The organism is Corynebacterium sp. UMB8791 (assembly GCF_054166365.1).
On sequence record NZ_JBSZCG010000121.1, the window covers coordinates 1 to 20018 of the forward strand.

25 protein-coding genes are annotated in these 20018 nt (G+C 60.3%); 12 read left to right on the top strand and 13 right to left on the bottom strand.

Annotation, left to right across the window (positions count from 1 at the left end; genetic code table 11):
- The 3 genes from ACXIUA_RS07065 to purH form a co-directional block, all read left to right on the top strand.
- A partial coding sequence (locus ACXIUA_RS07065) for a cell division protein PerM (protein WP_457976457.1) occupies positions 1-1266 on the top strand: 1266 nt, incomplete at its 5' end.
- A gap of 15 nt (positions 1267-1281) precedes the next feature.
- A complete protein-coding gene (gene purN, locus ACXIUA_RS07070; protein ID WP_070479243.1) occupies positions 1282-1875 on the top strand; it encodes a phosphoribosylglycinamide formyltransferase in 594 nt (197 codons plus the stop codon).
- Positions 1872-3398, top strand: coding sequence for a bifunctional phosphoribosylaminoimidazolecarboxamide formyltransferase/IMP cyclohydrolase (gene purH, locus ACXIUA_RS07075; RefSeq protein ID WP_457976458.1), 1527 nt, complete (start codon positions 1872-1874; stop codon positions 3396-3398). The genes purN and purH overlap by 4 nt, the downstream gene beginning before the upstream one ends.
- A 158-nt stretch (positions 3399-3556) precedes the next feature.
- Here purH and rpsR read toward each other — a convergent pair whose 3' ends face one another.
- Genes rpsR through rpmB form a run of 4 tightly spaced genes read right to left on the bottom strand, consistent with a single transcriptional unit; the run spans position 3557 to position 4530 of the window.
- Complete coding sequence (rpsR, locus tag ACXIUA_RS07080) at positions 3557-3808, bottom strand: 30S ribosomal protein S18 (RefSeq protein WP_070362830.1); 252 nt, start codon at positions 3806-3808, stop codon at positions 3557-3559.
- 12 nt (positions 3809-3820) lie between these two features.
- On the bottom strand, positions 3821-4126 hold the full coding sequence (gene rpsN / locus ACXIUA_RS07085) for a 30S ribosomal protein S14 (protein WP_070362829.1): 306 nt from the start codon (positions 4124-4126) through the stop codon (positions 3821-3823).
- Positions 4127-4129: 3 nt separating this feature from the next.
- The gene (gene rpmG / locus ACXIUA_RS07090; RefSeq protein ID WP_070362828.1) at positions 4130-4294 is read right to left on the bottom strand and encodes a 50S ribosomal protein L33; all 165 of its coding nucleotides are present in this window, start codon (positions 4292-4294) and stop codon (positions 4130-4132) included.
- Positions 4294-4530, bottom strand: coding sequence for a 50S ribosomal protein L28 (gene rpmB, locus ACXIUA_RS07095; RefSeq protein ID WP_070362827.1), 237 nt, complete (start codon positions 4528-4530; stop codon positions 4294-4296). The genes rpmG and rpmB overlap by 1 nt, the downstream gene beginning before the upstream one ends.
- 374 nt (positions 4531-4904) lie before the next feature.
- Here rpmB and ACXIUA_RS07100 point away from each other — a divergent pair, with 374 nt between their 5' ends.
- The 7 genes from ACXIUA_RS07100 to ACXIUA_RS07130 all read left to right on the top strand — a co-directional run bounded on the left by ACXIUA_RS07100 (position 4905) and on the right by ACXIUA_RS07130 (position 9911).
- A complete protein-coding gene (locus tag ACXIUA_RS07100) occupies positions 4905-5177 on the top strand; it encodes a type B 50S ribosomal protein L31 (protein WP_038589209.1) in 273 nt (90 codons plus the stop codon).
- Positions 5178-5196: 19 nt separating this feature from the next.
- Positions 5197-5370, top strand: coding sequence for a 50S ribosomal protein L32 (rpmF, locus tag ACXIUA_RS07105; RefSeq protein WP_070362826.1), 174 nt, complete (start codon positions 5197-5199; stop codon positions 5368-5370).
- Between the two features lie 102 nt (positions 5371-5472).
- Positions 5473-6171 carry a response regulator transcription factor gene (locus ACXIUA_RS07110; protein WP_070362825.1) on the top strand — a complete coding sequence of 233 codons (699 nt, stop codon included), beginning with the start codon at positions 5473-5475 and terminating at the stop codon, positions 6169-6171.
- Entirely contained in the window at positions 6168-7751 is a 1584-nt protein-coding gene (locus ACXIUA_RS07115) for a HAMP domain-containing sensor histidine kinase (RefSeq protein ID WP_070479248.1), read from the top strand. The genes ACXIUA_RS07110 and ACXIUA_RS07115 overlap by 4 nt, the downstream gene beginning before the upstream one ends.
- 83 nt (positions 7752-7834) lie before the next feature.
- Positions 7835-9043 carry a S1C family serine protease gene (locus ACXIUA_RS07120; protein ID WP_083290956.1) on the top strand — a complete coding sequence of 403 codons (1209 nt, stop codon included), beginning with the start codon at positions 7835-7837 and terminating at the stop codon, positions 9041-9043.
- A 64-nt stretch (positions 9044-9107) separates the two neighbouring features.
- Positions 9108-9677 (top strand): MogA/MoaB family molybdenum cofactor biosynthesis protein, encoded by a 570-nt coding sequence (locus ACXIUA_RS07125; RefSeq protein ID WP_070362823.1) that lies wholly within the window; start codon positions 9108-9110, stop codon positions 9675-9677.
- Positions 9678-9686: 9 nt separating this feature from the next.
- The gene (locus ACXIUA_RS07130; protein WP_070479250.1) at positions 9687-9911 is read left to right on the top strand and encodes a hypothetical protein; all 225 of its coding nucleotides are present in this window, start codon (positions 9687-9689) and stop codon (positions 9909-9911) included.
- Between the two features lie 5 nt (positions 9912-9916).
- On the opposite strand, the gene mscL is transcribed toward ACXIUA_RS07130, so the two are convergent.
- The 4 genes from mscL to ACXIUA_RS07150 form a co-directional block, all read right to left on the bottom strand.
- Positions 9917-10321 carry a large-conductance mechanosensitive channel protein MscL gene (mscL, locus tag ACXIUA_RS07135; protein WP_070362822.1) on the bottom strand — a complete coding sequence of 135 codons (405 nt, stop codon included), beginning with the start codon at positions 10319-10321 and terminating at the stop codon, positions 9917-9919.
- 53 nt (positions 10322-10374) lie between these two features.
- Positions 10375-10803: an SAF domain-containing protein gene (locus tag ACXIUA_RS07140; protein WP_457976459.1), complete on the bottom strand. Its 429-nt coding sequence runs from the start codon at positions 10801-10803 to the stop codon at positions 10375-10377.
- Between the two features lie 10 nt (positions 10804-10813).
- Positions 10814-11881: a DUF222 domain-containing protein gene (locus tag ACXIUA_RS07145; RefSeq protein WP_457976460.1), complete on the bottom strand. Its 1068-nt coding sequence runs from the start codon at positions 11879-11881 to the stop codon at positions 10814-10816.
- A gap of 75 nt (positions 11882-11956) precedes the next feature.
- Positions 11957-12184 (bottom strand): hypothetical protein, encoded by a 228-nt coding sequence (locus ACXIUA_RS07150; RefSeq protein ID WP_457976461.1) that lies wholly within the window; start codon positions 12182-12184, stop codon positions 11957-11959.
- A 10-nt stretch (positions 12185-12194) separates the two neighbouring features.
- Between ACXIUA_RS07150 and ACXIUA_RS07155 the strand changes: the two genes are divergently transcribed.
- Positions 12195-13022 carry a DNA-formamidopyrimidine glycosylase family protein gene (locus tag ACXIUA_RS07155; RefSeq protein WP_457976465.1) on the top strand — a complete coding sequence of 276 codons (828 nt, stop codon included), beginning with the start codon at positions 12195-12197 and terminating at the stop codon, positions 13020-13022.
- Here ACXIUA_RS07155 and ACXIUA_RS07160 read toward each other — a convergent pair.
- From ACXIUA_RS07160 to ACXIUA_RS07170, 3 genes are all read right to left on the bottom strand, one after another.
- Entirely contained in the window at positions 12967-13605 is a 639-nt protein-coding gene (locus ACXIUA_RS07160; protein ID WP_457976462.1) for a DedA family protein, read from the bottom strand. The two genes, ACXIUA_RS07155 and ACXIUA_RS07160, sit on opposite strands and share 56 nt — an antisense overlap.
- 67 nt (positions 13606-13672) lie before the next feature.
- Positions 13673-15313: a glucose-6-phosphate isomerase gene (pgi, locus tag ACXIUA_RS07165; protein WP_457976463.1), complete on the bottom strand. Its 1641-nt coding sequence runs from the start codon at positions 15311-15313 to the stop codon at positions 13673-13675.
- Between the two features lie 72 nt (positions 15314-15385).
- Positions 15386-15679, bottom strand: a complete 294-nt coding sequence (locus tag ACXIUA_RS07170; RefSeq protein ID WP_070362837.1) for a chorismate mutase — start codon at positions 15677-15679, stop codon at positions 15386-15388.
- A gap of 61 nt (positions 15680-15740) precedes the next feature.
- Between ACXIUA_RS07170 and pcrA the strand changes: the two genes are divergently transcribed.
- Positions 15741-18071 carry a DNA helicase PcrA gene (gene pcrA / locus ACXIUA_RS07175; protein WP_320072563.1) on the top strand — a complete coding sequence of 777 codons (2331 nt, stop codon included), beginning with the start codon at positions 15741-15743 and terminating at the stop codon, positions 18069-18071.
- Here the strand turns inward: pcrA and ACXIUA_RS07180 are convergent, their stop codons facing one another.
- Both ACXIUA_RS07180 and ACXIUA_RS07185 read right to left on the bottom strand, forming a co-directional pair.
- Positions 18072-18761 carry a M23 family metallopeptidase gene (locus tag ACXIUA_RS07180; protein ID WP_070976111.1) on the bottom strand — a complete coding sequence of 230 codons (690 nt, stop codon included), beginning with the start codon at positions 18759-18761 and terminating at the stop codon, positions 18072-18074.
- A gap of 308 nt (positions 18762-19069) precedes the next feature.
- A complete protein-coding gene (locus ACXIUA_RS07185; protein ID WP_457976464.1) occupies positions 19070-19786 on the bottom strand; it encodes a M23 family metallopeptidase in 717 nt (238 codons plus the stop codon).
- Between the last annotated feature and the right edge of the window lie 232 nt (positions 19787-20018).

A 20018-nucleotide genomic window follows, 5' to 3' on the forward strand; every position in this document is an offset into this window, starting at 1 on the left:
ATGTCGAAGAAAACAAGACCTCAATCATCACCGGTGGACCGCTCCTCGCGGGGCAGCGGTCGCGGTTTCCTGAGTAATGCACGGCGCGGTGCGAAGTGGGCGTCGAAAAGAAAGCCTGATGCCGACACCGTTCCGCCGGAGGAGCGCACCTGGAAGACGCGTATTCGGACGTACCTCCCTTATATAGGTATCCCGACGCTCGATGTCATCCTTGGCATCGTTGCAGTCTGCGCCGCGACGCTCCTGATTGGTGGATGGAAGACTGCGTACCTGCCCGCCGCAATCGGGCAAACATGGTTTGCCCTTCACGGAGTATCCCTCACGATCGACGGCGTGTACTTGTCTCAGGTGCCGCTGCTTCCAGCCATTGGGATCGCCGCCCTCATGGCGTGGCGAGTACGTGCCGCAACCGCGAAGCAGGTCAGCATCTTGGATCTCGCGGTGATCGCTGGCCTGGTGATTGTGCTGCCGCTGCTTGCAAGCGCGATGGCGCTGTTCATGGTGGCTGACGCCTCCGCAGTCTTCGCGATAGAACCACCACCCGCATGGCAAGCGCTAGTGCTACCGCCTTGCATCCATCTCATCGGCTTCCTCTTTGGTATTCGGCATGTGCTTTGGCAGGCCCTCGCCACCACGGTCCGTGTGCCGGTGGTGGCCGTCGATACGGCCCGCGCTGCGAGCCTGCTTCTCCTCTTTCTATGCGCGGGGAGCGGACTTGTGCTGCTCCTCGTGCTCGCCGCGCGCTACCAGAGCATTGGCGAAGCCTACGCGGCATACCCCAACTCCGGGTGGGGGAGCGCCATCATGCTGCTCCTCCTGAGCATCTTGTACCTTCCGAATGCTGTCGTGGGCACGCTCGCAGTGCTTCTCGGCGGTTCCTTCCACGTCGGCAGTGGGGAAGTGTCGCTTTTCGACGTCCTCTCCGTCCCCTTACCCCCGTTCCCACTCTTCGCGACAATCCCTGCGACAGTCGCGCCGTGGGCAGCCGTCCTCCTCGTCGTGCCCGTGACCATCCTGTGCGCGTTCTTCGTGCGGCGGACGTCAACGATGGTAGAAGTCGCCGCCATTGGCTCGTGGAGTGCAGCGATGTTCGCCGTCTGCCTCCTACTCGCGCGTGGGCACGCGGGGGCGTACGGCGTCGTTGGCGCTGACCTAGCTTCCGCAGTGCTTTTCCTCTTTATATGGACCGTCGGCGTGGGCGGATTGGTGTGGCTTGTGCGGTTTGTGCGAACTTTCTTGAACCGCTCACACGCGGAAGAAGAATGACTACACTGATGAACCGTGAGTGCTGATAAAGCTTTATCTGTGGCCGTCCTTGTTTCTGGTACTGGAACGCTCTTGCGGGCGATTATGGACTACCAGGACGCCCACCCTTGTGCATACCGTGTTGACCTAGTTGTTGCGGACCAAGTGTGTCCGGCAATCGAGAGGGCGAAGAACGCAGGCATCCCGACTGCAATCGTAGAAATGGAAAAGGACCGCGACGCGTGGAATGCCCACCTTGCGGAAACCGTCTCTAGTTGCAGCCCGGACCTTGTTGTTTCCGCAGGGTTTATGCGCATTTTGGGGCGCCCATTCTTGGATGTCTACGAAGGTAAAACAATTAACACTCACCCTTCGCTCTTGCCTGCTTTCCCAGGAGCGCACGCGGTGCGCGACGCCCTCGCTTACGGCGTCAAGGTCACTGGCTGCACCGTCCACTTTGTTGACGACGGGATGGACACAGGCCGCATCATTGCGCAGCGCCCCGTGCTGGTGCAGCCAGGGGATACGGAGTCCTCGCTGCACGAACGGATTAAGCAAGAAGAGCGCCGTCAGGTTACTGAGCTACTAGCTACTGCTTCGATACATGAAGGAAAGGTCACTTTCGAATGAACAACGAACGCACACCTATTCGTCGAGCGCTCGTGAGCGTGTACGACAAGACCGATCTTGAGCCGCTTGCCAAGGCGCTCCACTCGGCCGGTGTGGAAATTGTCTCTACTGGTTCGACTGCTAAAAAGATCGCCGCAAGCGGTGTGCCCGTCACCGAAGTATCGGAAGTCACCGGATTTCCAGAGGTACTTGAAGGCCGCGTGAAGACGCTGCATCCACACGTGCACGCAGGCATCCTGGCAGACCTCCGCAAGGACAGCCACAAGCAACAGCTCGAGGAACTCGGAGTTGCACCGTTCGAGCTCGTTGTGGTCAACCTGTACCCATTCGAGGAAACGGTTGCGTCCGGCGCGGAGTTCGATGAATGCGTCGAGCAGATCGACATCGGCGGTCCTTCCATGGTCCGCGCAGCAGCGAAGAACCACCCATCAGTGGCGATCCTGACCTCCCCGGACCAGTACCAGCTGGCGCAAGAAGCAGTCGAGCAGGGTGGATTCACCCTCGAGCAGCGCCGCGAACTGGCGGCTGCAGCGTTCGCGCACACCGCAGAGTACGACGCCGCCGTTGCAGACTGGTTTGCGGAGCAGCTCGACGACGACGAGGACGGTGCGCTGCGCTACGGTGAGAACCCGCACCAAGCGGCAAGCGTCATCAACGAGGGCTGGGGCCTTGCCGACGCCACTCAGTACGGCGGCAAGGAAATGAGCTACAACAACTACCAGGATGCCGACGCCGCGTGGCGCGCAGCCTGGGACCACGAAGAACCGTGCGTCGCAATCATCAAGCACGCCAATCCGTGCGGCGTCGCAATATCTGAGGTATCCATCGCTGACGCGCACCGAAAGGCGCACGCCTGCGATCCTGTATCGGCGTACGGCGGCGTCATTGCAACGAACCGCGAGGTCACGCTCGAGCTTGCCGAGCAGGTCAAGCCAATCTTTACCGAGGTCATCATCGCGCCTTCCTACGCGCCGGATGCGCTCGAGCTGCTGCAGACCAAGAAGAACCTTCGCATCCTCGAAGTGGAGCCAGGCCAAGACACCGAAGAGATCAAGCAGATTTCCGGCGGCTTCCTTCTCCAGGAGCGCGACGCGTTCCAGGCCGAGGGCGATAACCCAGAAAACTGGAAGCTAGTGGCAGGCGAAGCCGTCGACGACGCAACCATGTCGGACCTCGTGTTCGCGTGGCGTGCAGTACGCTGCGTGAAGTCGAACGCAATCCTCGTTGCGCACGACGGCGCTACCGTCGGCATCGGCATGGGGCAGGTCAACCGCGTCGATTCGGCGAAGCTGGCCGTCGACCGCGCTAACTCGCTCGACGAGGGCCGCAACCGTACCAACGGTGCCGTCGCCGCCTCCGACGCGTTCTTCCCATTCGCAGATGGATTCCAGATCCTCGCGGACGCCGGAGTGCGTGCCGTCGTGCAGCCTGGTGGTTCCATCCGCGACGAGGAAGTCATTAAGGCCGCAGAAGACGCTGGCGTCGCAATGTACGTGACCGGTACGCGCCACTTTGCGCACTAGTATCGCCTAACCCGAGACATACTGAAGGCCCCCACGGTCGTGGGGGCCTTTTGTCGTGCCGTGCGTCAGCTTCAACAGGGCATGAAAAAACTCCCGCGCCTGGAGACCAGGGGCGGGAGTTCGTCGAAAGACTCTACGCTGTTATCGTCAACCGAACTTTAGCGGCTGGTGAACGGCAGAAGAGCCATCTCGCGTGCGTTCTTCACCGCAGTAGCAACTTCACGCTGCTGCTGTGGGGAAAGACCGGTAACACGGCGGGAACGGATCTTGTGACGATCAGAGATGAACAGACGAAGGGTGTCGAGGTCCTTGTAGTCGACCTTCTCGATGCCCTTGGCCTTCAACGGGTTCTTCTTCGGGCGGCGGGACTGCTCCATGCGCGCCTTGCGATGGTTATTATTGCGCTTCATTGGTCATCCTCCTTACCACGAAGACTTACGGACGCCAGGCAGCTCACCGCGGTGAGCCATCTCGCGCATACGGACACGGGAAATACCGAACTTACGGAGGTAACCACGTGGGCGACCATCGCGGGAGTCGCGGTTGCGCACGCGAACAGGGGAGGCGTCGCGAGGCTGGCGGTTCAGCTCAAACTGAGCGTCCAGACGGTCCTCGTCAGAGGTCTCCGGGTTGCGGATGATTGCCTTCAGCTCGTTACGACGCTCAGCGTAGCGAGCGACGATCTCCTTGCGCTTTTCGTTCTTGGCGATCTTGGACTTTTTAGCCATGACTTATCGCTCCTCGCGGAATTCGACGTGCTTGCGAACAACCGGATCGTACTTCTTTAGGGAGATGCGATCTGGGTTGTTGCGCTTGTTCTTACGGGTTACATAGGTGAAACCTGTGCCCGCAGTGCTCTTCAGCTTGATGATCGGGCGAATATCGTTGCGTGCCATTAGATCTTCTCACCTCGTGCACGGATCTTAGCGACGACGGACTCAATTCCGTCGCGGTCGATGACCTTCAGACCCTTCGTGGAAACGGTCAGAGTGATGGTACGGCCCTCGGAGGGCAGGTAGAACCGGCGCTTCTGTACGTTGGGGTTCCAACGACGCGAGTGGCGGCGGTGCGAGTGGGAGACGGTCTTGCCGAACTGTGGCTTCCGTCCCGTGACCTGGCAATGTGCCGACATGGGTTGACTTCTTTCTCTTCTGCCGCCCACGCACTGATCACTGAAAAGTTAGATACGGAAATGCGGAGTGAGGGTCCGCGACAAAGTATCTGAGTAATCGGTTGACGTAGGCGTATACGTGTACTTCGACAACAGCGAGAGTCAACAATACACGTCCAGCAAGGAAATGCATAATTCTATTTCGCACACCTACCGGTTGTTTGTCGGTGGCGTTGGTGGAACTTGATTATGTAAAACCGGATTCACCCTGTAATATGTGCAAAGTTGTCCAGTGAACAGCTGGGCGGACATGAATCATTCGCACCCAACTCAGGCACGATCCCCAAGTGGGGAACCGACCTGAAGTATCAATCCTGAGGGAGACGAACTCACATATGAAAAAGGATATCCATCCGGATTACCACCCGGTAATCTTCCAGGACGCGAACACGGGCCACAAGTTCCTGACGCGCTCCACCAAGACCTCCGACCGCACCGATACCTGGGAAGACGGCAACGAGTACCCGCTCATCGTCGTTGATGTGACCGCTGAGTCCCACCCGTTCTGGACCGGCGCACAGCGTCTCATGGACACCGCTGGCCGCGTTGAGAAGTTCAACCAGCGCTTCGGCGGTATGGCTCGCCGCAAGAAGAAGACCGCAAAATAGGGCGTAAGGAGAAACAACAATGGCAACCCCTAAGTTTAAGAAGTCCCGCGCGAACACCCGTATGCGTCGTTCGCAGTGGAAGGCTGACAATGCGCCGCTGATCACCGCGAAGGTTGACGGCCAGGAAGTACGTATCCCACGTCGCCTGCTCAAGGCTGCACAGGCTGGCTTGATTGACGTCGAGCAGTTCTAAAAGCGCCTTACTATAAGCGTTCGCCGGGCCCAACGGGCCCGGCTTTTTCATCTTTCTGACAGTCCGGTGTTAAAAGTCTCTCAGATAGGCAATAATGGGCGTATGAAGATTCTTGTTGCCGATGATGAGCAAGCCGTTCGTGAATCCCTGCGGCGTTCCCTTCGCTTCAACGGGTATGATGTACTGCTTGCTTCCGACGGCGAAGAGGCGCTCGACGTCATCCGTGACGAACAGCCCGATCTGACGATTCTGGACGTGATGATGCCGAAGATCGATGGGCTCGACGTGTGCCGCACATTGCGCTCCTCGGGATACGATCGTCCTGTGCTGATGCTTACAGCGCGAGATGGAGTCGCGGACCGTGTGGCGGGCTTGGATGCCGGCGCTGATGACTACCTGCCGAAGCCTTTCGCGCTTGAGGAGCTGTTGGCACGCGTACGCTCGCTGCTGCGCCGCGCTCAGGCAGACGCCATCCAGTCGCAGTCTGCTCCGAAAACAAAGTACGAGTTTGAGGACTTGTCTGTAGAGACCGATACCCGCGACGTCTTCCGCGGCGACCGCGCTATTTCCTTGACCCGTACCGAGTTCGCGCTCCTTCTCGTTTTGATTGAGAACCCACGCAAGGTGCTGTCGCGCCAGCAGATTCTTGAAGAGGTGTGGGGATACGACTTCCCGACGTCCGGCAACGCCTTGGAGGTCTACATCGGGTACCTCCGTAAGAAAACTGAGGCGGGCGGGGAGCCTCGCCTGATCCATACGGTCCGTGGGGTTGGCTACGTGCTTCGGGAGACTGCACTGTGATTTTGCGCCAGTCGGCGGATCACTTTGAGCGCACTACGGGCATGTCCCTTGAGGGGGTGGATCGCCAAGTGTCGGCAGCCGAGCAGGATCTGGAACCCCCGCGTCCGAACCTGCCGACGATCCTGTTCGATACCTATATTCGTGGTGCGTACCTCGGGTCGGAGATGACGCTTCGCCAGCAGCTTGCGGTGCTGACAGGCGTGCTCGTGGCCCTTACGATTTTGGTCACGGCATCGGTGAGCTACTGGGCGTCGTCGACGTCGATTATCGGCATGATGGACAACGATCTGCGCACGCAGGGCGCGATGCTCGCGTACGACTCGCAGGAAATGTCCAGCGATGAGGAGCTGGCGGCTGAGGTCGAGACTTTTCGACGCCGCAACCCTCACATCCTCGCCACGGCTTCACGCGCGGAGTCGAACCGGTTCGTGGGAGATGAAATTCCCGTGGGTGGGGACTTTGCTCGAATGAACTACGGAGCGGACGTCTCCGCACGCACCCTGCACGGTAACCGTGTGCTGGTTACAAGGCTGGATGATGGAACAGTCGTGGCCCTGTCGAAGGCGGTCGACCCGACGCGTCAGCTGCAGCGCAGTATTGCCGCGGCGCTGTTGGTGCTGCTCAGCTTGGGCTGGATAGTGTCGACGCTGGTGGCGTTCCTGGTTTCGAGTTCCGGTATGCGCCCGCTGCGTAAATTGCACCTTGCACTGAAGGAAGTGACCAGGACGAAGGAGCTGAAGCCGCTTCCGGTGCAGGGCCATGATGAGATGGCGCGTATTACGAACGCGTTTAATGACATGATGGCTTCGCTGCAGGATTCGCGCACCAGGCAGGCACAGCTTGTTGCCGACGCCGGCCACGAGCTGAAAACGCCGCTGACCTCCATGCGTACCAATATTGAGCTGCTCATGATGATGTACTCCGCTGATCGGCAGGATCAGATTAGTGCGGAGGACCGCGCCGATCTTGAGCGGGATGTGCTGGCGCAGATGACAGAAATGTCGACGCTGATCGGAGACCTGGTGGATCTCGCGCGGGAGGATTCCTCGAACGTTGAGTTTGAGGAGATCCGCCTGGATGTGATCCTGGAGGAGGCTGTGCGGCGTGTTGAGCGTCGCCGACCTGACGTTACGTTCCAGTTCAACGCTGACCCGTGGCTGATTATGGGTGATCGGTTCGCGATGGGCCGCGCTCCGCTGAACCTGATCGACAACGCGGCCAAGTGGTCGCCGGAAGGCGGAACGGTAAGGATTTCGTTGAAGGCAGCGAAGAAGTACGCAGTGTTGGTTGTCGACGATTCCGGCCCGGGCATTGCTCCGGAGGAACGTGAGCGGGTTTTTGAGCGCTTCTACCGTTCGGCGGAGTCGCGTTCGATGCCTGGTTCGGGCTTGGGGCTTGCGATCGTCAAGCAGGTGATGGACCGGCATGGTGCCCGGATCTTCGTGGAGGAGTCGGATGACCACGGGGCGCGCTTCCGTGTGGTCTTCCCGGGGAAGGCTCCGGATGCTGATGAGGATTTTTATCTGGAAGAAGAAGGCATCGAAATTCCGCGATTGCCGAACAAATCCCAGCTCAGCTAACACAGTGAACATTCAGGAAACATTGCGAGAGAACGAGTTTACTTTTTAGTGCTACCACAGTGGCGTCGTGCATACTACTGCACATGACGAACCCGTATTCACCACAATCAAATACGCCACAACAAAACCCGTACGAGGCCTCCTATCCACAGGAGGCCTCCCCGGAAACCGCATTCGTGCAGTCTGCACCGCAGCAAAAGCAGCGGCGTGGGCTGGGGGCGGCTACAGTGGCGTGCTCCGTAGTGCTTTCGCTGTTGGCCGGCGCCGGCGCCGGGTACGCAGTCGTCGCTGCGAACGATAACGGCGAACAGCAGCACTACAACGCACTTGAGAACCCGAGCCTCGCATCGCCAGAGACTGCGCCTGATGGCTCCGTTGAGCAGGTTGCGGCCGCAGTGCTGCCTTCGGTTGTATCCATCACTGTGGCGACGCCGAATGGTATCGCGGAAGGGTCGGGGTCGATTATTTCCTCCGACGGCTACATTTTGACGAACCACCACGTGATCGGCGCTGCGGCGACCGAACGGTCCGAGATTCAGGTGGTGTTCAACGACGGCTCGAAGCACTCGGCTACGTTTGTAGCGTCGGACGTCAACACTGATATTGGCGTGCTGAAGGTTGATGGCGTCGAAAATCTCCCTGTGCTTGACTTCGGCAACTCGGACGAGCTGAAGGTTGGCCAGCAGGTTGTCGCAGTTGGTTCTCCACTTGGGCTCTCGGCGACTGTAACCAGTGGCATCATCTCGGCGAAGAACCGCCCGGTGCGTGCGGCCCAGGGCGGTGGGGAGAGCTCGTTGATGGACGGGCTGCAGACAGACGCTGCGATTAACCCCGGTAACTCGGGTGGCCCGCTCGTGGATATGCAGGGGCACCTGATCGGGATGAACTCGGCTATTGCTTCGCTCTCGGCGGGCGGCTTTGGTGGCGAGCAGTCGTCGGGCTCGATTGGTCTCGGGTTCGCGATTCCGTCGAATTTTGCCAAGCGTGTCGCGCAGCAGCTCATTGAAACCGGCAAGGCGTCGCAGCCGATGTTGGGCGTCCGCGTTTCGATTCGCGGCACTCGTATCGACGGCGCCGTGGTCGCCGGAGTTGAGCCTGGTAGTCCAGCAGAAAAGGCCGGTATCCGAGAAGGTGATGTGATTACCAAGCTGGACGGTCGGCTGATTGATTCAGCGGATGCGTTGATTGCGGCGACGCGGTCGAAGGACTTCGGGCAGGTCGTTCAGCTTGAAGTCTTGCGGGAGGGAGAAGAAGCTCCTCATTCCGTAGATGTAACCCTGAGCAACGGGTAAGTTTTGAAGCAAACAATGAAAATGAAACTGTGCGATTTCGCAACGACACGACAGGAGACCTGGCATGCCAACGACAGAAGTATTGCTTGACACGGTTGGGGAGCCCGACGAAGCATCGCTGAAGGCCGCAGAGCTCGCCGAGCAGACTCCGACGCCTCCTGCGGCCATCGCAGTGCTGGTTGGGGACCGCCGATACAGCTCAGAAGGGGATACCACGGGTGACATGCTCGTCGAGTTGCTCAGCGAGTTCGGGTTTACCGTTGACGCGGTGGTGCACGTCAATTCGAGCGAGGCGGAGATCCGCAAAGCGATCGAAACCGGTGTCGTTGGTGGGGTTGACCTGGTGCTGACCGTCGGTGGCACTGGCGTCGGGCCACGTGATACGGCGCCAGAGGCGACGAAGGCCGTGATCGACAAGAACGTGCCCGGTGTAGCGCAGGCGGTTCGTTCGTCGGGCCAGGCGTGTGGAGCGGTGGATGCCTGCACGTCGCGCGGTGTGTGTGGCGTCTCTGGTTCGACCGTCGTGGTAAACCTCGCCGCAAGCCGCCAAGCGATACGCGACGGCGTATCGACGATCGCACCACTAGTCCAGCACCTGATCGGCGAGCTGAATACCTACTCCGTACAGGCGTAATCAGGAACGATGGCGAGCATGAAAAAGCCGCGCCACCAGCGGAGGCGCGTGGAGCGACGGTCGGAAGCAGAGTACGACCGTAGTCCTGAACGCACGCAACTATTTGGTGACGCGGCTTCTGGGCGGACGGGCTATGATGCCGGGCGCAGCGTCGATATCGACGGCGACGGCGAGCCAGAACTCACAGGCAAAGCCTTTTATGAGTACGAGCGACCACCCCATTACGGAGAATAGCAGTACTACTGCTGCGCGGGCTTCTCGGAGAGCAGGTCGCGGATTTCGGTGAGCAGCTCGGTCTCGGTCGGAGCCGGGGCGTCTGGCTGGATGCCGCGCTTATGCTTCTGCATCTCGTCGAGCTTGTTCATCGGAGCGACGATCACGAAGTAGACGACTGCCGCGATCAGCAGGAAGTTAATCGCTGCAGTGATCAGCGCGCCGAAGTCGAGGAAAGTTGCGTCGTTGCCGGAAATGATGTGGAAGCCAAGGCCGGAGTAATCAGCGCCACCGACGGAAGCGATCAGCGGGTTGATGATGTTGTCGGAGAAAGCGGTAACAACTGCGGTGAACGCAGCACCAATAACAACACCGACTGCGAGGTCAATAACGTTGCCGCGCAGAATAAAGTTCTTAAAGCCCTCAAGCATTAGGGTCTCCTTTGTAAGGTTTGGATTTGGACCTAAAAACTATAGGCAACAAACTATCGTGTGGTCAATACAACTGTTAACGGGTCCGTCAGTGATGCGGCCGCAACGTTGGCTGCATCGACACTGCGCAGCAGTACCAGGATTGACCCCTCCTCGTTCGTCGTGACCACCCTTCCGCCACGCGCAATAACTCGCGGGCCTGGCGCGACCACGTCTACGCCGGCGCCGTGATGCAGCATCGGGATGAGTTCCGGTTCCGCGAGCGTGACCGGAACCATGGTGAAGTCGTGCGGGTCGTCATCGCTTTCGATCAGCGAAGCTTTAAGGTCCGGTCCGACAAGACGGGTGTTGGTAACTACTTCGTTCGCGGATGCACCAGCCGCGAGGACCTGTCCGACGGCGAGGTCTGTACTGCCCAAGGCGTTCGCGGGAACAACAGAGGGCGGCAGCCTGCGAAGCTCCACGTCCGCCGTGGTGAGCACTGTGCCGGCCTCAACGTCGCGGGCGAAGACAACAGCGGGTGGGTCGGCGGAGCGGGCGTCGAAAAGTATGCTTGCGCCTGAGCCCGTCGACGGTGAGCAGGAAGTCAGAAGTACCGTCCATGCCGAGGCGCACGAGTTCGAAGGCGTCCAGCTCCACGCCGACGTTGGTTTGGAACAGTGTGGTGGCGTCGGCGTCGGCGAGGTCGTCGAGCGTCACTGAGACCACCACGGAGGCTGCGCCACCGTGAGTGGCCTGCTCGCCGTGCTCGTATTGGCGCATGATGGCCATGAATTGGTCGTAGCGGCGCTGGCCACGGGTGCGGGGGTCGCGGTCCTGCTGGTGTTCGGGCGGGATGTTGGAGTTTGGCGCAAGCCCCTTGTCGGTCAGCGCCTTGTAGAGCGCGTAATCGCCTGCTGTCATGTTCAGGCGCACGTAATAGGTGCCATCGGAGTTTTCCCTGCCCAGGGTGGCCTCGCGCTTCTCAAAGCCCGCGTTGGGGTTCTTCTTCGCGTGTGGTTTGTTTGCCTTGTCCACCAGGCGCTTGACCGTGAGGCGCAGGTCCTGCTCGTCTCGGGTCTTCGCTTCCTCCATGGCGTGGGCGTAAATGCTCATGTGCTCGCCCTCGGCGGCCTTGAGCAGCCTGTCGGTTTCACGTCGGATGATGTCTTGCTTGGCCGCCGGAACCGCGTCGGCGTGGCGGCGGGCATGCTCTTGGTCTTTGCGACGGCGCTCCGCCTCCTCCACGTCGAACAGATCGCCACGGTCCGGCTCCGTCACGGGAGCGAACATCGCCTTGGCGCGCGCGAGCCGGTTATATGCCTCACCTTTGGAGATGCCTAGCTTCTCCATGAGGTAGGCGTCGGGATAGTTGGCGCCGACGAATTTTCCGGCATCGGTGATAGCGCAGACTTGCGCGAAGGCGGCGTCGATGTAGGCCTTCTTGTCCATCGCGTGTTCGAGGCGTGCGATATCTTCGGCGATGGCGGAAAGGGGGAGGGAAGTGGGGTCGTCGACAAGCGTGCGCAGCTGATCCAGGCCGTTAATGACCTGGTCAACGAGCTTGGTCACGTCGTTCATGTCCCCTCCTTCAAGTAGCTAAGGGCGACTATACAGACGTGTCAGACATGAAAAAATGAGAGTCGAACAAAGATTCTAAAGCAGTTGCTTGACCAGGTGTGCTGCCGCGGCCAAGCCGATGCGTGGGTTCGCCACGCGCACGTCTTTCACGGCGCGAACAAACTCGGTTTCGGGGTCGGTGCCGGTCTCTGCCAGCACACCCCGCGCCCACTCGGTGGCGGCATCCATGTCGGGGAAGAACCCGACGAGCGACTCCTCCGGCGTGGGACCGTAGTTGAAAAGGTTTTGTAAGAAGCGGAACATGGATACCACTATGCCTGAAGGGGATTCCGTCTATCAGCTGTCGAAGCGCCTGCAGTGGATGCAACACCGTGAAGTCACTGCCACGAGTGTTCGCGTGCCGCGCTTCGCCACCGTCGATTTCACCGGCATGACCTGCGAGCGCGTCTGGCCCTACGGCAAGCACCTCTTCATGGAGTTTTCCCGCGAAGGCCACGAATCACAAGTGCTACACACGCACCTAAAAATGGAAGGCACATGGGCGATCCACCGTGCGGGCACCCGATGGCGCAAGCCCGGCCACACCGCCCGGGTGGTGCTGCGCTTCGCGGACGCACCGAAGTCCGATATCGAGCTCGTCGGACACTCGCTGGGCCTCGTCGACGTCTTCCCCGCGCGCGAGTACCAGCAGCGGATGGGCTACCTCGGCCCGGACATGCTGGCGCCCAACTTCGATCAGGAGGAGGTCGTACGCAGGATCAGCGAGCACCCGCACCTTGAGATGGGGCGCGCGCTGCTCAATCAGCGTTTCGTCGCGGGCATCGGCAATGAGTACCGCGCAGAAATTCACTTCATCGCTGGTACGCACCCGTCGCGCACGGTGGGTGAAGTGGACGTCGAAAAGCATGTGGCGATCGCGCGGCGCCTCATGTGGGCAAACAAAGACTCCCCGGTGCGAGTGACCACAGGGATCAAACGCGCCGGGGAGACCAGCTACGTATTTGGAAGGAACAACAAGCCGTGTCGGCGGTGCGGCACGCTCATCGAGAAGGGGTTTCTCGGGGGAGCGGGAGACTTAGAGCGAGTTATTTGGTGGTGCCCTCAGTGCCAGCCGCCTTCTCCTTTTTGGAGCGGCGGATGAAGTATGCCAGGAAGCCGAGCATGATCAGGATCAGCAGGACGTAGACGATCTTCGAGTATGTATCTACGTAATGGGAGACGGTCTCCCATTTTTCGCCGAGGTACATGCCGAGCGTGATCAGGATTGCGTTCCAGATCGCGGAGCCGAGCCCGGTCCACAGAGCGAACATCGCGAGGTTCATGCGATCCAGGCCTGCCGGAATCGAGATGAGGGAGCGCACCCCCGGAATCAGGCGGCCGAAGAAGACCGAGGATCGGCCGTGCTTATCAAACCACTCGAGGGACTTATCGACGTCCGACGCCTTCACCAACCACATCCAGTCAGCGATTGCGCGCAGGCGCTCGGCGCCCAGCCAGGCACCGAGTCCGTAGAGGAAGAATGCGCCCGCGACGGAACCCATCACCGACCAGATGAACACCGCCGGGTAGCTCAGCGAGCCCTGCGCGACCGTGAAGCCGGCCAGCGGCAGCACTACCTCGGAGGGGATCGGCGGGAAGACGTTCTCCAGGAAAATCGCTATCCCGACGCCGGGGGCACCGAGAAGCTCCATCAGGTTGACGATCCAGTCGATGATGGCTTGCACGTTCACTCCTTAGTTGTAGGTAAAACAACTGCCTATCTTGCCCTACTAAGGAGTGATGCACCAAGCGCTAGCGACGGTTTTCGCGGTACCAGCCAATCAGTGCGTCGGTGGAGGCATCGCCGGTTGCTGGGGTTTCCTCGCCCGCGACGGCCTTGGCCAGGTCGTTTGCCTGCTGCTTGCCGAGCTCAACGCCCCACTGGTCAAACGAGTTGATGTCCCAAATCACACCTTCGGTGAACACGATGTGCTCGTAGAGCGCGATGAGTGCGCCGAGCGTGAACGGGGTCAGCTCCTCGGCCAGGATGGTCGTGGTCGGACGGTTGCCTGGCATGACCTTGTGCGGGGCCAGCGTGGCGTCGACACCCTCGGCCTCGATGGCGGCCTGGTTCTTGCCGAACGCGAGCACCTTCGTCTGTGCGAAGAAGTTGCCCATCAGCAGGTCGTGTATGGAGCCTTCGCCGGTCATGGTCGGGAAGTCTTCCTTCGGGGTGGCGAAGCCGATGAAGTCCGCCGGCACGAGCGAGGTGCCCTGGTGCAGCAGCTGGAAGAATGCGTGCTGGCCGTTCGTGCCTGGCTCGCCCCAGAAAATCTCGCCGGTGTTGTAGGTCACCGCGGTGCCGTCGTGGCGCACGGACTTGCCGTTGGACTCCATGGTCAGCTGCTGCAGGTAGGCAGGGAAGCGGGAAAGGTCCTCGGAGTAGGGCAGGACGGCGTGCGTCTCGGCGTTGTAGAAGTTGCGGTACCAGACGTTGAGCAGGCCCATCAGCACCGGCACGTTCTGGGAGAACTCGGTGGTGCGGAAGTGCTCATCCATGGCGTGGAAGCCCTCGAGCATGCGCATGAAGTCCATCGGTCCGATGACGGCCATCAGGCTCAGGCCAATCGCGGAGTCCATGGAGTAGCGGCCGCCGACCCAGTTCCAGAACGGGAACATGTTCGCGGTATCGATGCCGAACTCGGCGACCTTTTCCGCGTTCGTAGACACTGCGACGAAGTGCTTCGCCACAGCGGAGGCGTCGCCGTCGAACTGCTCGATGAGCCAGCGCTTCGCCACGTGAGCGTTGGTCAGGGTCTCCTGGGTGGTGAACGTCTTCGATGCGATGACGAACAGCGTCTCTTCCGGGTTGCAACGGTCGAGGACTGCGGCGATGTCCGCTGGGTCGACGTTGGAGACGAACTCTGCGGTAATGCCCGCGGTTGCGTAGGCGCGCAGTGCCTTGGTTGCCATCGCAGGTCCCAGGTCCGAACCACCAATACCAATGTTGACGATCTTCTTAATGGTGTGTCCGGTGTGGCCCAGCCATTCGCCGGAGCGAAGCGCCGATGCGAAGTCACGCATCCGGCCCAGCACCTCATGCACGTCCGCCGCTACGTCTTGGCCGTCGACCTCAAGGTTGGCCTCTACCGGAAGGCGCAGCGCCGTGTGCAGCACCGCGCGGTCCTCGGTGTCGTTGATGTGCTCGCCCGCGAACATCGCGTCGATCTTGGTGCGAAGCTGTGCGGTTTCTGCGAGGGAGACGAGCGCATCGACGACGTCGGCGTCGATAAGCTGCTTGGAAAGGTCAACGTGCAGCCCTGCTGCGTCGAAGGTGAGCTTCTTCGCGCGGTCTGCGTCGCGGTCGAAGAGCTCGCGCAGGGTCGTATCAGCCTTGGAGGCGTGGAGCTTCTCCAAGTTAGACCAGGCTGGCGTGGCGGTGATATCGGACATAGTTCCTCCTTGAAACGGATGGTTGTCTGCCTTGATATGGTACTACGAAAGTTGGGGAGTGCGTTGTTGGGGCTAGCCCAGCTTTCCGCGTCCCAGGCGCAGCAAGATATTTGCCAGCGCCGGGCCTTCCTCCCCAAGCTCATCGCGGAATTGGTTAATGATCGCGACCTCGCGGGTGTGCACAAGCTTTGTGCCGCCTGACCCCATCCGCGTCTTGCCGATCGCCTTCGACACCTTGGTGCGACGCTTAATCGCGTCCAAAATCACACGGTCGAGGCGGTCAATCTCTTTGCGGTACTGCTGGATCTCCGCATCGGAGAGCGGATCGTCCGTCCCGGACGGCATGCGGATTTCGAAGTCACTCATGGTTGCTCATTATGCCACTGCTCCAGCGGTTGTGTCCGGGGTGTGAGTTAGGGTGTGTGACATGAATGATCTGACGCTAGGACTCAACCCCCAACAGGAAGCCGCCGTGCGCCACAGCGGCTCGCCTCTTCTGATTGTCGCGGGCGCTGGGTCCGGCAAAACCGCAGTGCTGACCAGGCGCATCGCATTCCTACTGCAGGAGCGAGGCGTCGCGCCCTGGCAGGTCCTGGCGATTACATTTACCAACAAGGCTGCCGCGGAGATGAAGGAGCGCGTCGCTGCGCTTATCGGGCCGCAGACCGAGCGGATGTGGGTGGCAACCTTTCACTCGATTTGTGTGCGGATCCTCCGCCAGCAGGCCCAGCTCGTTCCTGGGCTGAACACGAACTTCAGTATCTATGACGCCGACGATTCCCGCCGGCTGCTCTCGATGATTGCCAAAGAGAACAATCTCGACCTGAAGAAGTTTTCACCCCGGGTGCTCGCGAATGCGATCTCGAACCTCAAGAACGAGCTCATCGACGAACAGCAGGCGGCCGACGACGCGCAGCGCACCCACAACCCATTCGATTCCACTGTGGCCAAGGTGTTTGTTGAGTATCAGCGCCGCCTGCGCGCCGCGAACGCTGTCGACTTCGACGACCTCATCGGGGAGGTCGTGCGGATTTTTAAGGAGCACCCGCAGGTTGCGGATTATTATCGACGCCGCTTCCGCCACGTACTCGTGGACGAGTACCAGGACACGAACCATGCGCAGTACGAACTCATCCACACCCTGGTGGGCAAGGGGCCTGAGGCTTCTGAGCTTGCCGTAGTTGGCGACTCCGACCAGTCGATTTACGCGTTCCGTGGCGCGACGATCCGCAACATCGAGGAGTTTGAGCGCGACTACCCCGACGCAACCACCATCGTGCTGGAGCAGAACTACCGCTCGACGCAAACCATCTTGGACGCTGCCAACGCGGTGATTTCCCAGAACACCGGTCGGCGCCCGAAGAAGCTGTGGACGGACCACGGCACCGGCGACCAGATCGTCGGCTACGTCGCGGACAACGAGCACGACGAGGCTCGGTTTATCGCTGGCGAGATCGACCGGCTCACAGACAGTGGAGTGCCCTACTCCGACATCGCGATCATGTACCGCACCAACAATGCATCGCGTGCGTTGGAAGACATCTTCATTCGCACCGGGATCCCGTACAAGGTGGTAGGCGGCACGCGCTTCTATGAGCGCAAAGAGGTTCGCGATATCGTGGCCTACCTCAAGGCGCTAGAAAACCCGGACGATACGGTCAGCCTGCGCAGGATTATTAACGAGCCAAAGCGTGCCATCGGGGATAAGGCGCAGTCCACGGTGGCGCTGTACGCGCAGACCTACTCGGTGAGCTTCGGCCAAGCGTTGCGGGTGGCGGCCGACGGAGGCATTGACGCACTGGGTACGCGCGCGAAGAACGCCATCAATGGTTTTGTCACCATGATGGATGAATTGCGCGAGGAAATGGCAGCGGACCAGCGAGAAGAGGCTGGCAACACTGACCTCGGGGAGCTGGTCTCCACGATTCTGGACGTCACCGGGTACAAAGCGCAGTTGGAGCAGTCGAACGACCCACAGGACGCGACGCGCTTGGACAACCTAAACGAGTTGGTGTCCGTCGCGCGCGAGTATTCCTCGGAGTCTGCACTGCAGCTGGCGTACCTAAGCGACGAGGAAATTTCGGAGATCTTCGACGAGGGTGAACCGCTGCCAGGAACCCTACAAGCCTTCCTGGAGAAGGTGGCGCTCGTCGCTGACGCCGATCAGCTTCCTGAGAACGATCAGGGCGTAGTCACGTTGATGACGCTGCACACCGCAAAGGGTCTTGAGTTCCCCGTCGTGTTTGTGACTGGGTGGGAAGACGGGCAGTTCCCGCACCTGCGCGCCTTGGGGGATCCGGCGGAGCTCGCCGAAGAGCGTCGCCTGGCGTATGTCGGCATCACCCGTGCGCGCAAGCGCCTTTACCTGACGCGCGCGATGGTGCGGTCCTCATGGGGGAGCCCGGTGACAAACCCGGCGAGCCGATTCCTTGGGGAGATTCCGCAGGAACTCATCGATTGGAAGCGTGAGGAGCCCACGTATTCTTCGGGCTCTTCGCATTCACCGTGGTCAACTGGTGGCCGGAGCCGCAGCAACGGGTTTGGGCGGTCGCAGTCGCGCGGCGGTAGCAGCAGGACCAAGGTGAACAAGGACCTGCAGCTGGCGGTCGGGGACCGGGTCAACCATGCAAAATACGGGCTGGGTACCGTACTGGCCGTTGATGGTGCGGGAGTGCGAGAAACCGTGACGATTGACTTTGGTTCCTCCGGGACAGTCCGCCTGATGCTGATCGGCGGCGTACCGATGGAGAAGCTCTAACTACTGGATGCGGATACCTGCCTGCGCGAACCACGGCACAGGGTCTACTGGTGTCACGCCATCTGGGTGGATCTCGAAGTGGAGGTGCGGCCCGGTGGAGAAGCCTTCGTTGCCGATCTGCGCGATCTGCTGGCCGGCCGTCACGCGTTGGCCGACGCTGACGTTGTAGACCGCCATGTGGCCGTAAACGGAGACCTCGCCGCCGTCGTGCTTGATCACGACCCAGTTGCCGAAGCCCTGGGCCGGGCCGGCGTTGATGACGGTGCCATCCATCACGGCGTAGATCGGGGAGCCGAGGTTGTTCGCAATATCGATGCCTTGGTGGACGGTGCCCCAGCGTGGGCCGAACCCGGACGTAAACGTCCCCGTTGCCGGGGTGACGACCGTGCGGCCATCGGCGGTGCGGCCACGCTGGTAGCGGACGCCACCGTTCGCACCTTCCTGCTGGAAGGAGAGACCGAGGTTTTCCTGAATGACGCGCGGGTCGTACACGAGTGAGTAGTCTCCGACGCGCAGGGTTGCACCGCTATCCAGAATCGTGTCTGCTGCTTGCGCAACAGCCTTCACGGCCTGATTGTGGTCAATCGGAGCGCCGTTCAGCGTGAGACCTACAGCGTTCGCAGGGGAAGCGGTGAGAGTGAGCATGGACGCAGTCGCGACGGCAAGTGCCGAAAGTACTGTGCGATTCATACGGAGAAGCAACCTTTTCTACAAATATCCGGGTGGCCACGTTGTAGCCACATACAGCGACAAAACTTAGTCACCGGCCGGAGGCTTGGCAACGCGTAACTGCAGGTAGAGAGGGATAAGTATGTTCGAATGCTTCTAGAATAACCGCAAACTCGCTGGCTGGGCGCCCGTGACGAATGTGACAGATGGGAACAATGGTGCCAATGTGGTTTATGGCGGGGGTAGGTGACGGTACCCCCGGCTGGTGTGTCGAAAAAGAAAAACCGTCGCAACTCATGTACGAGTCACGACGGTTTGAAGCCTTGGGGTTAGAGCTGAATACCTCGCTCTGCGAGCCACGTCGCCGGGTCAACAGGGGTGTTGCCGTCGGGATGAATCTCGAAGTGTAGGTGGGAACCTGTCGAGAAGCCCTGGCTACCCATACCTGCGATGAGTTCTCCGGCGTGCACAACCTGACCGACGGAAGCGTAGAGGGAATCCATGTGGCCGTATACGGAGACAGAGCCATCCTCGTGTCGGATGCGGATCCAATTACCGTAGCCCTGGGCCGGACCGGAGTCGATGACGGTGCCGTCCATGACGGCCAGGATTGGGGTGCCATTCACGTTGGCGATGTCGACGCCAGAGTGGAAAGAGCCCCAGCGTGGGCCGAAACCGGAGGTGAACACACCCTCAGCTGGCTTCACAACCAGCGGTGCGCGAGCGGCTTCATCGGCGCGTGCGACCTCCTCGGAATGCGCGACTGCCTTCACGAGCTGATCCGCAAGGTTCTCAACCGGCTTGTATTCCGCGATAGCGAGGATCTGTGGCGCAGCCTCATCGGTCAGTGCCGTGAGCTGGTCGGTGTCTGTGGCGAGGGTGTAGCTGCCAGCTTGCTGGGAGCCATCGCCCTGAAGCGCAGCTGCGGCAGCGCCAGAGAGCCCAGCAGTGGAGACGGCGCCAGTGGCAACGGCAACCATTGCGACGCGACCCTTGTTAGGGGACTGCTTGCGGTGCTTGCCAGCTGATTTCGTTGAGTGGAGCATGGACCCTCTTTAGACTTCCCGTTGGTTACAGAACTGTAACGTTTGTAACCTTCCTGTTATCTACGAGAGGTAACTGTAATGAATCGAATGCGCTAAGGCAAGCTATAACCTGAGTATTTCTTAATCGTTTTCTTTGCGTATTACGTTACATCGCCTAAAACGCCAGGCAGTGAGTGGAATGCGGTAGTGTCGAACGGCAGAAAACGGTCAACCAATGGCAATATAAGGCGCA

What these genes read in the sequence shown, in the direction of transcription:
- purH (WP_457976458.1), top strand. Translation starts at nt 1,872, where the DNA reads ATGAACAACGAACGCACACCTATTCGTCGAGCGCTCGTGAGCGTGTAC.
- rpsR (WP_070362830.1), bottom strand. Translation starts at nt 3,808, where the DNA reads ATGAAGCGCAATAATAACCATCGCAAGGCGCGCATGGAGCAGTCCCGC.
- rpsN (WP_070362829.1), bottom strand. Translation starts at nt 4,126, where the DNA reads ATGGCTAAAAAGTCCAAGATCGCCAAGAACGAAAAGCGCAAGGAGATC.
- rpmG (WP_070362828.1), bottom strand. Translation starts at nt 4,294, where the DNA reads ATGGCACGCAACGATATTCGCCCGATCATCAAGCTGAAGAGCACTGCG.
- rpmB (WP_070362827.1), bottom strand. Translation starts at nt 4,530, where the DNA reads ATGTCGGCACATTGCCAGGTCACGGGACGGAAGCCACAGTTCGGCAAG.
- ACXIUA_RS07100 (WP_038589209.1), top strand. Translation starts at nt 4,905, where the DNA reads ATGAAAAAGGATATCCATCCGGATTACCACCCGGTAATCTTCCAGGAC.
- rpmF (WP_070362826.1), top strand. Translation starts at nt 5,197, where the DNA reads ATGGCAACCCCTAAGTTTAAGAAGTCCCGCGCGAACACCCGTATGCGT.
- ACXIUA_RS07110 (WP_070362825.1), top strand. Translation starts at nt 5,473, where the DNA reads ATGAAGATTCTTGTTGCCGATGATGAGCAAGCCGTTCGTGAATCCCTG.
- ACXIUA_RS07120 (WP_083290956.1), top strand. Translation starts at nt 7,835, where the DNA reads ATGACGAACCCGTATTCACCACAATCAAATACGCCACAACAAAACCCG.
- ACXIUA_RS07125 (WP_070362823.1), top strand. Translation starts at nt 9,108, where the DNA reads ATGCCAACGACAGAAGTATTGCTTGACACGGTTGGGGAGCCCGACGAA.
- ACXIUA_RS07130 (WP_070479250.1), top strand. Translation starts at nt 9,687, where the DNA reads ATGGCGAGCATGAAAAAGCCGCGCCACCAGCGGAGGCGCGTGGAGCGA.
- mscL (WP_070362822.1), bottom strand. Translation starts at nt 10,321, where the DNA reads ATGCTTGAGGGCTTTAAGAACTTTATTCTGCGCGGCAACGTTATTGAC.
- ACXIUA_RS07145 (WP_457976460.1), bottom strand. Translation starts at nt 11,881, where the DNA reads ATGAACGACGTGACCAAGCTCGTTGACCAGGTCATTAACGGCCTGGAT.
- ACXIUA_RS07150 (WP_457976461.1), bottom strand. Translation starts at nt 12,184, where the DNA reads ATGTTCCGCTTCTTACAAAACCTTTTCAACTACGGTCCCACGCCGGAG.
- ACXIUA_RS07155 (WP_457976465.1), top strand. Translation starts at nt 12,195, where the DNA reads ATGCCTGAAGGGGATTCCGTCTATCAGCTGTCGAAGCGCCTGCAGTGG.
- pgi (WP_457976463.1), bottom strand. Translation starts at nt 15,313, where the DNA reads ATGTCCGATATCACCGCCACGCCAGCCTGGTCTAACTTGGAGAAGCTC.
- ACXIUA_RS07170 (WP_070362837.1), bottom strand. Translation starts at nt 15,679, where the DNA reads ATGAGTGACTTCGAAATCCGCATGCCGTCCGGGACGGACGATCCGCTC.
- pcrA (WP_320072563.1), top strand. Translation starts at nt 15,741, where the DNA reads ATGAATGATCTGACGCTAGGACTCAACCCCCAACAGGAAGCCGCCGTG.
- ACXIUA_RS07180 (WP_070976111.1), bottom strand. Translation starts at nt 18,761, where the DNA reads ATGAATCGCACAGTACTTTCGGCACTTGCCGTCGCGACTGCGTCCATG.
- ACXIUA_RS07185 (WP_457976464.1), bottom strand. Translation starts at nt 19,786, where the DNA reads ATGCTCCACTCAACGAAATCAGCTGGCAAGCACCGCAAGCAGTCCCCT.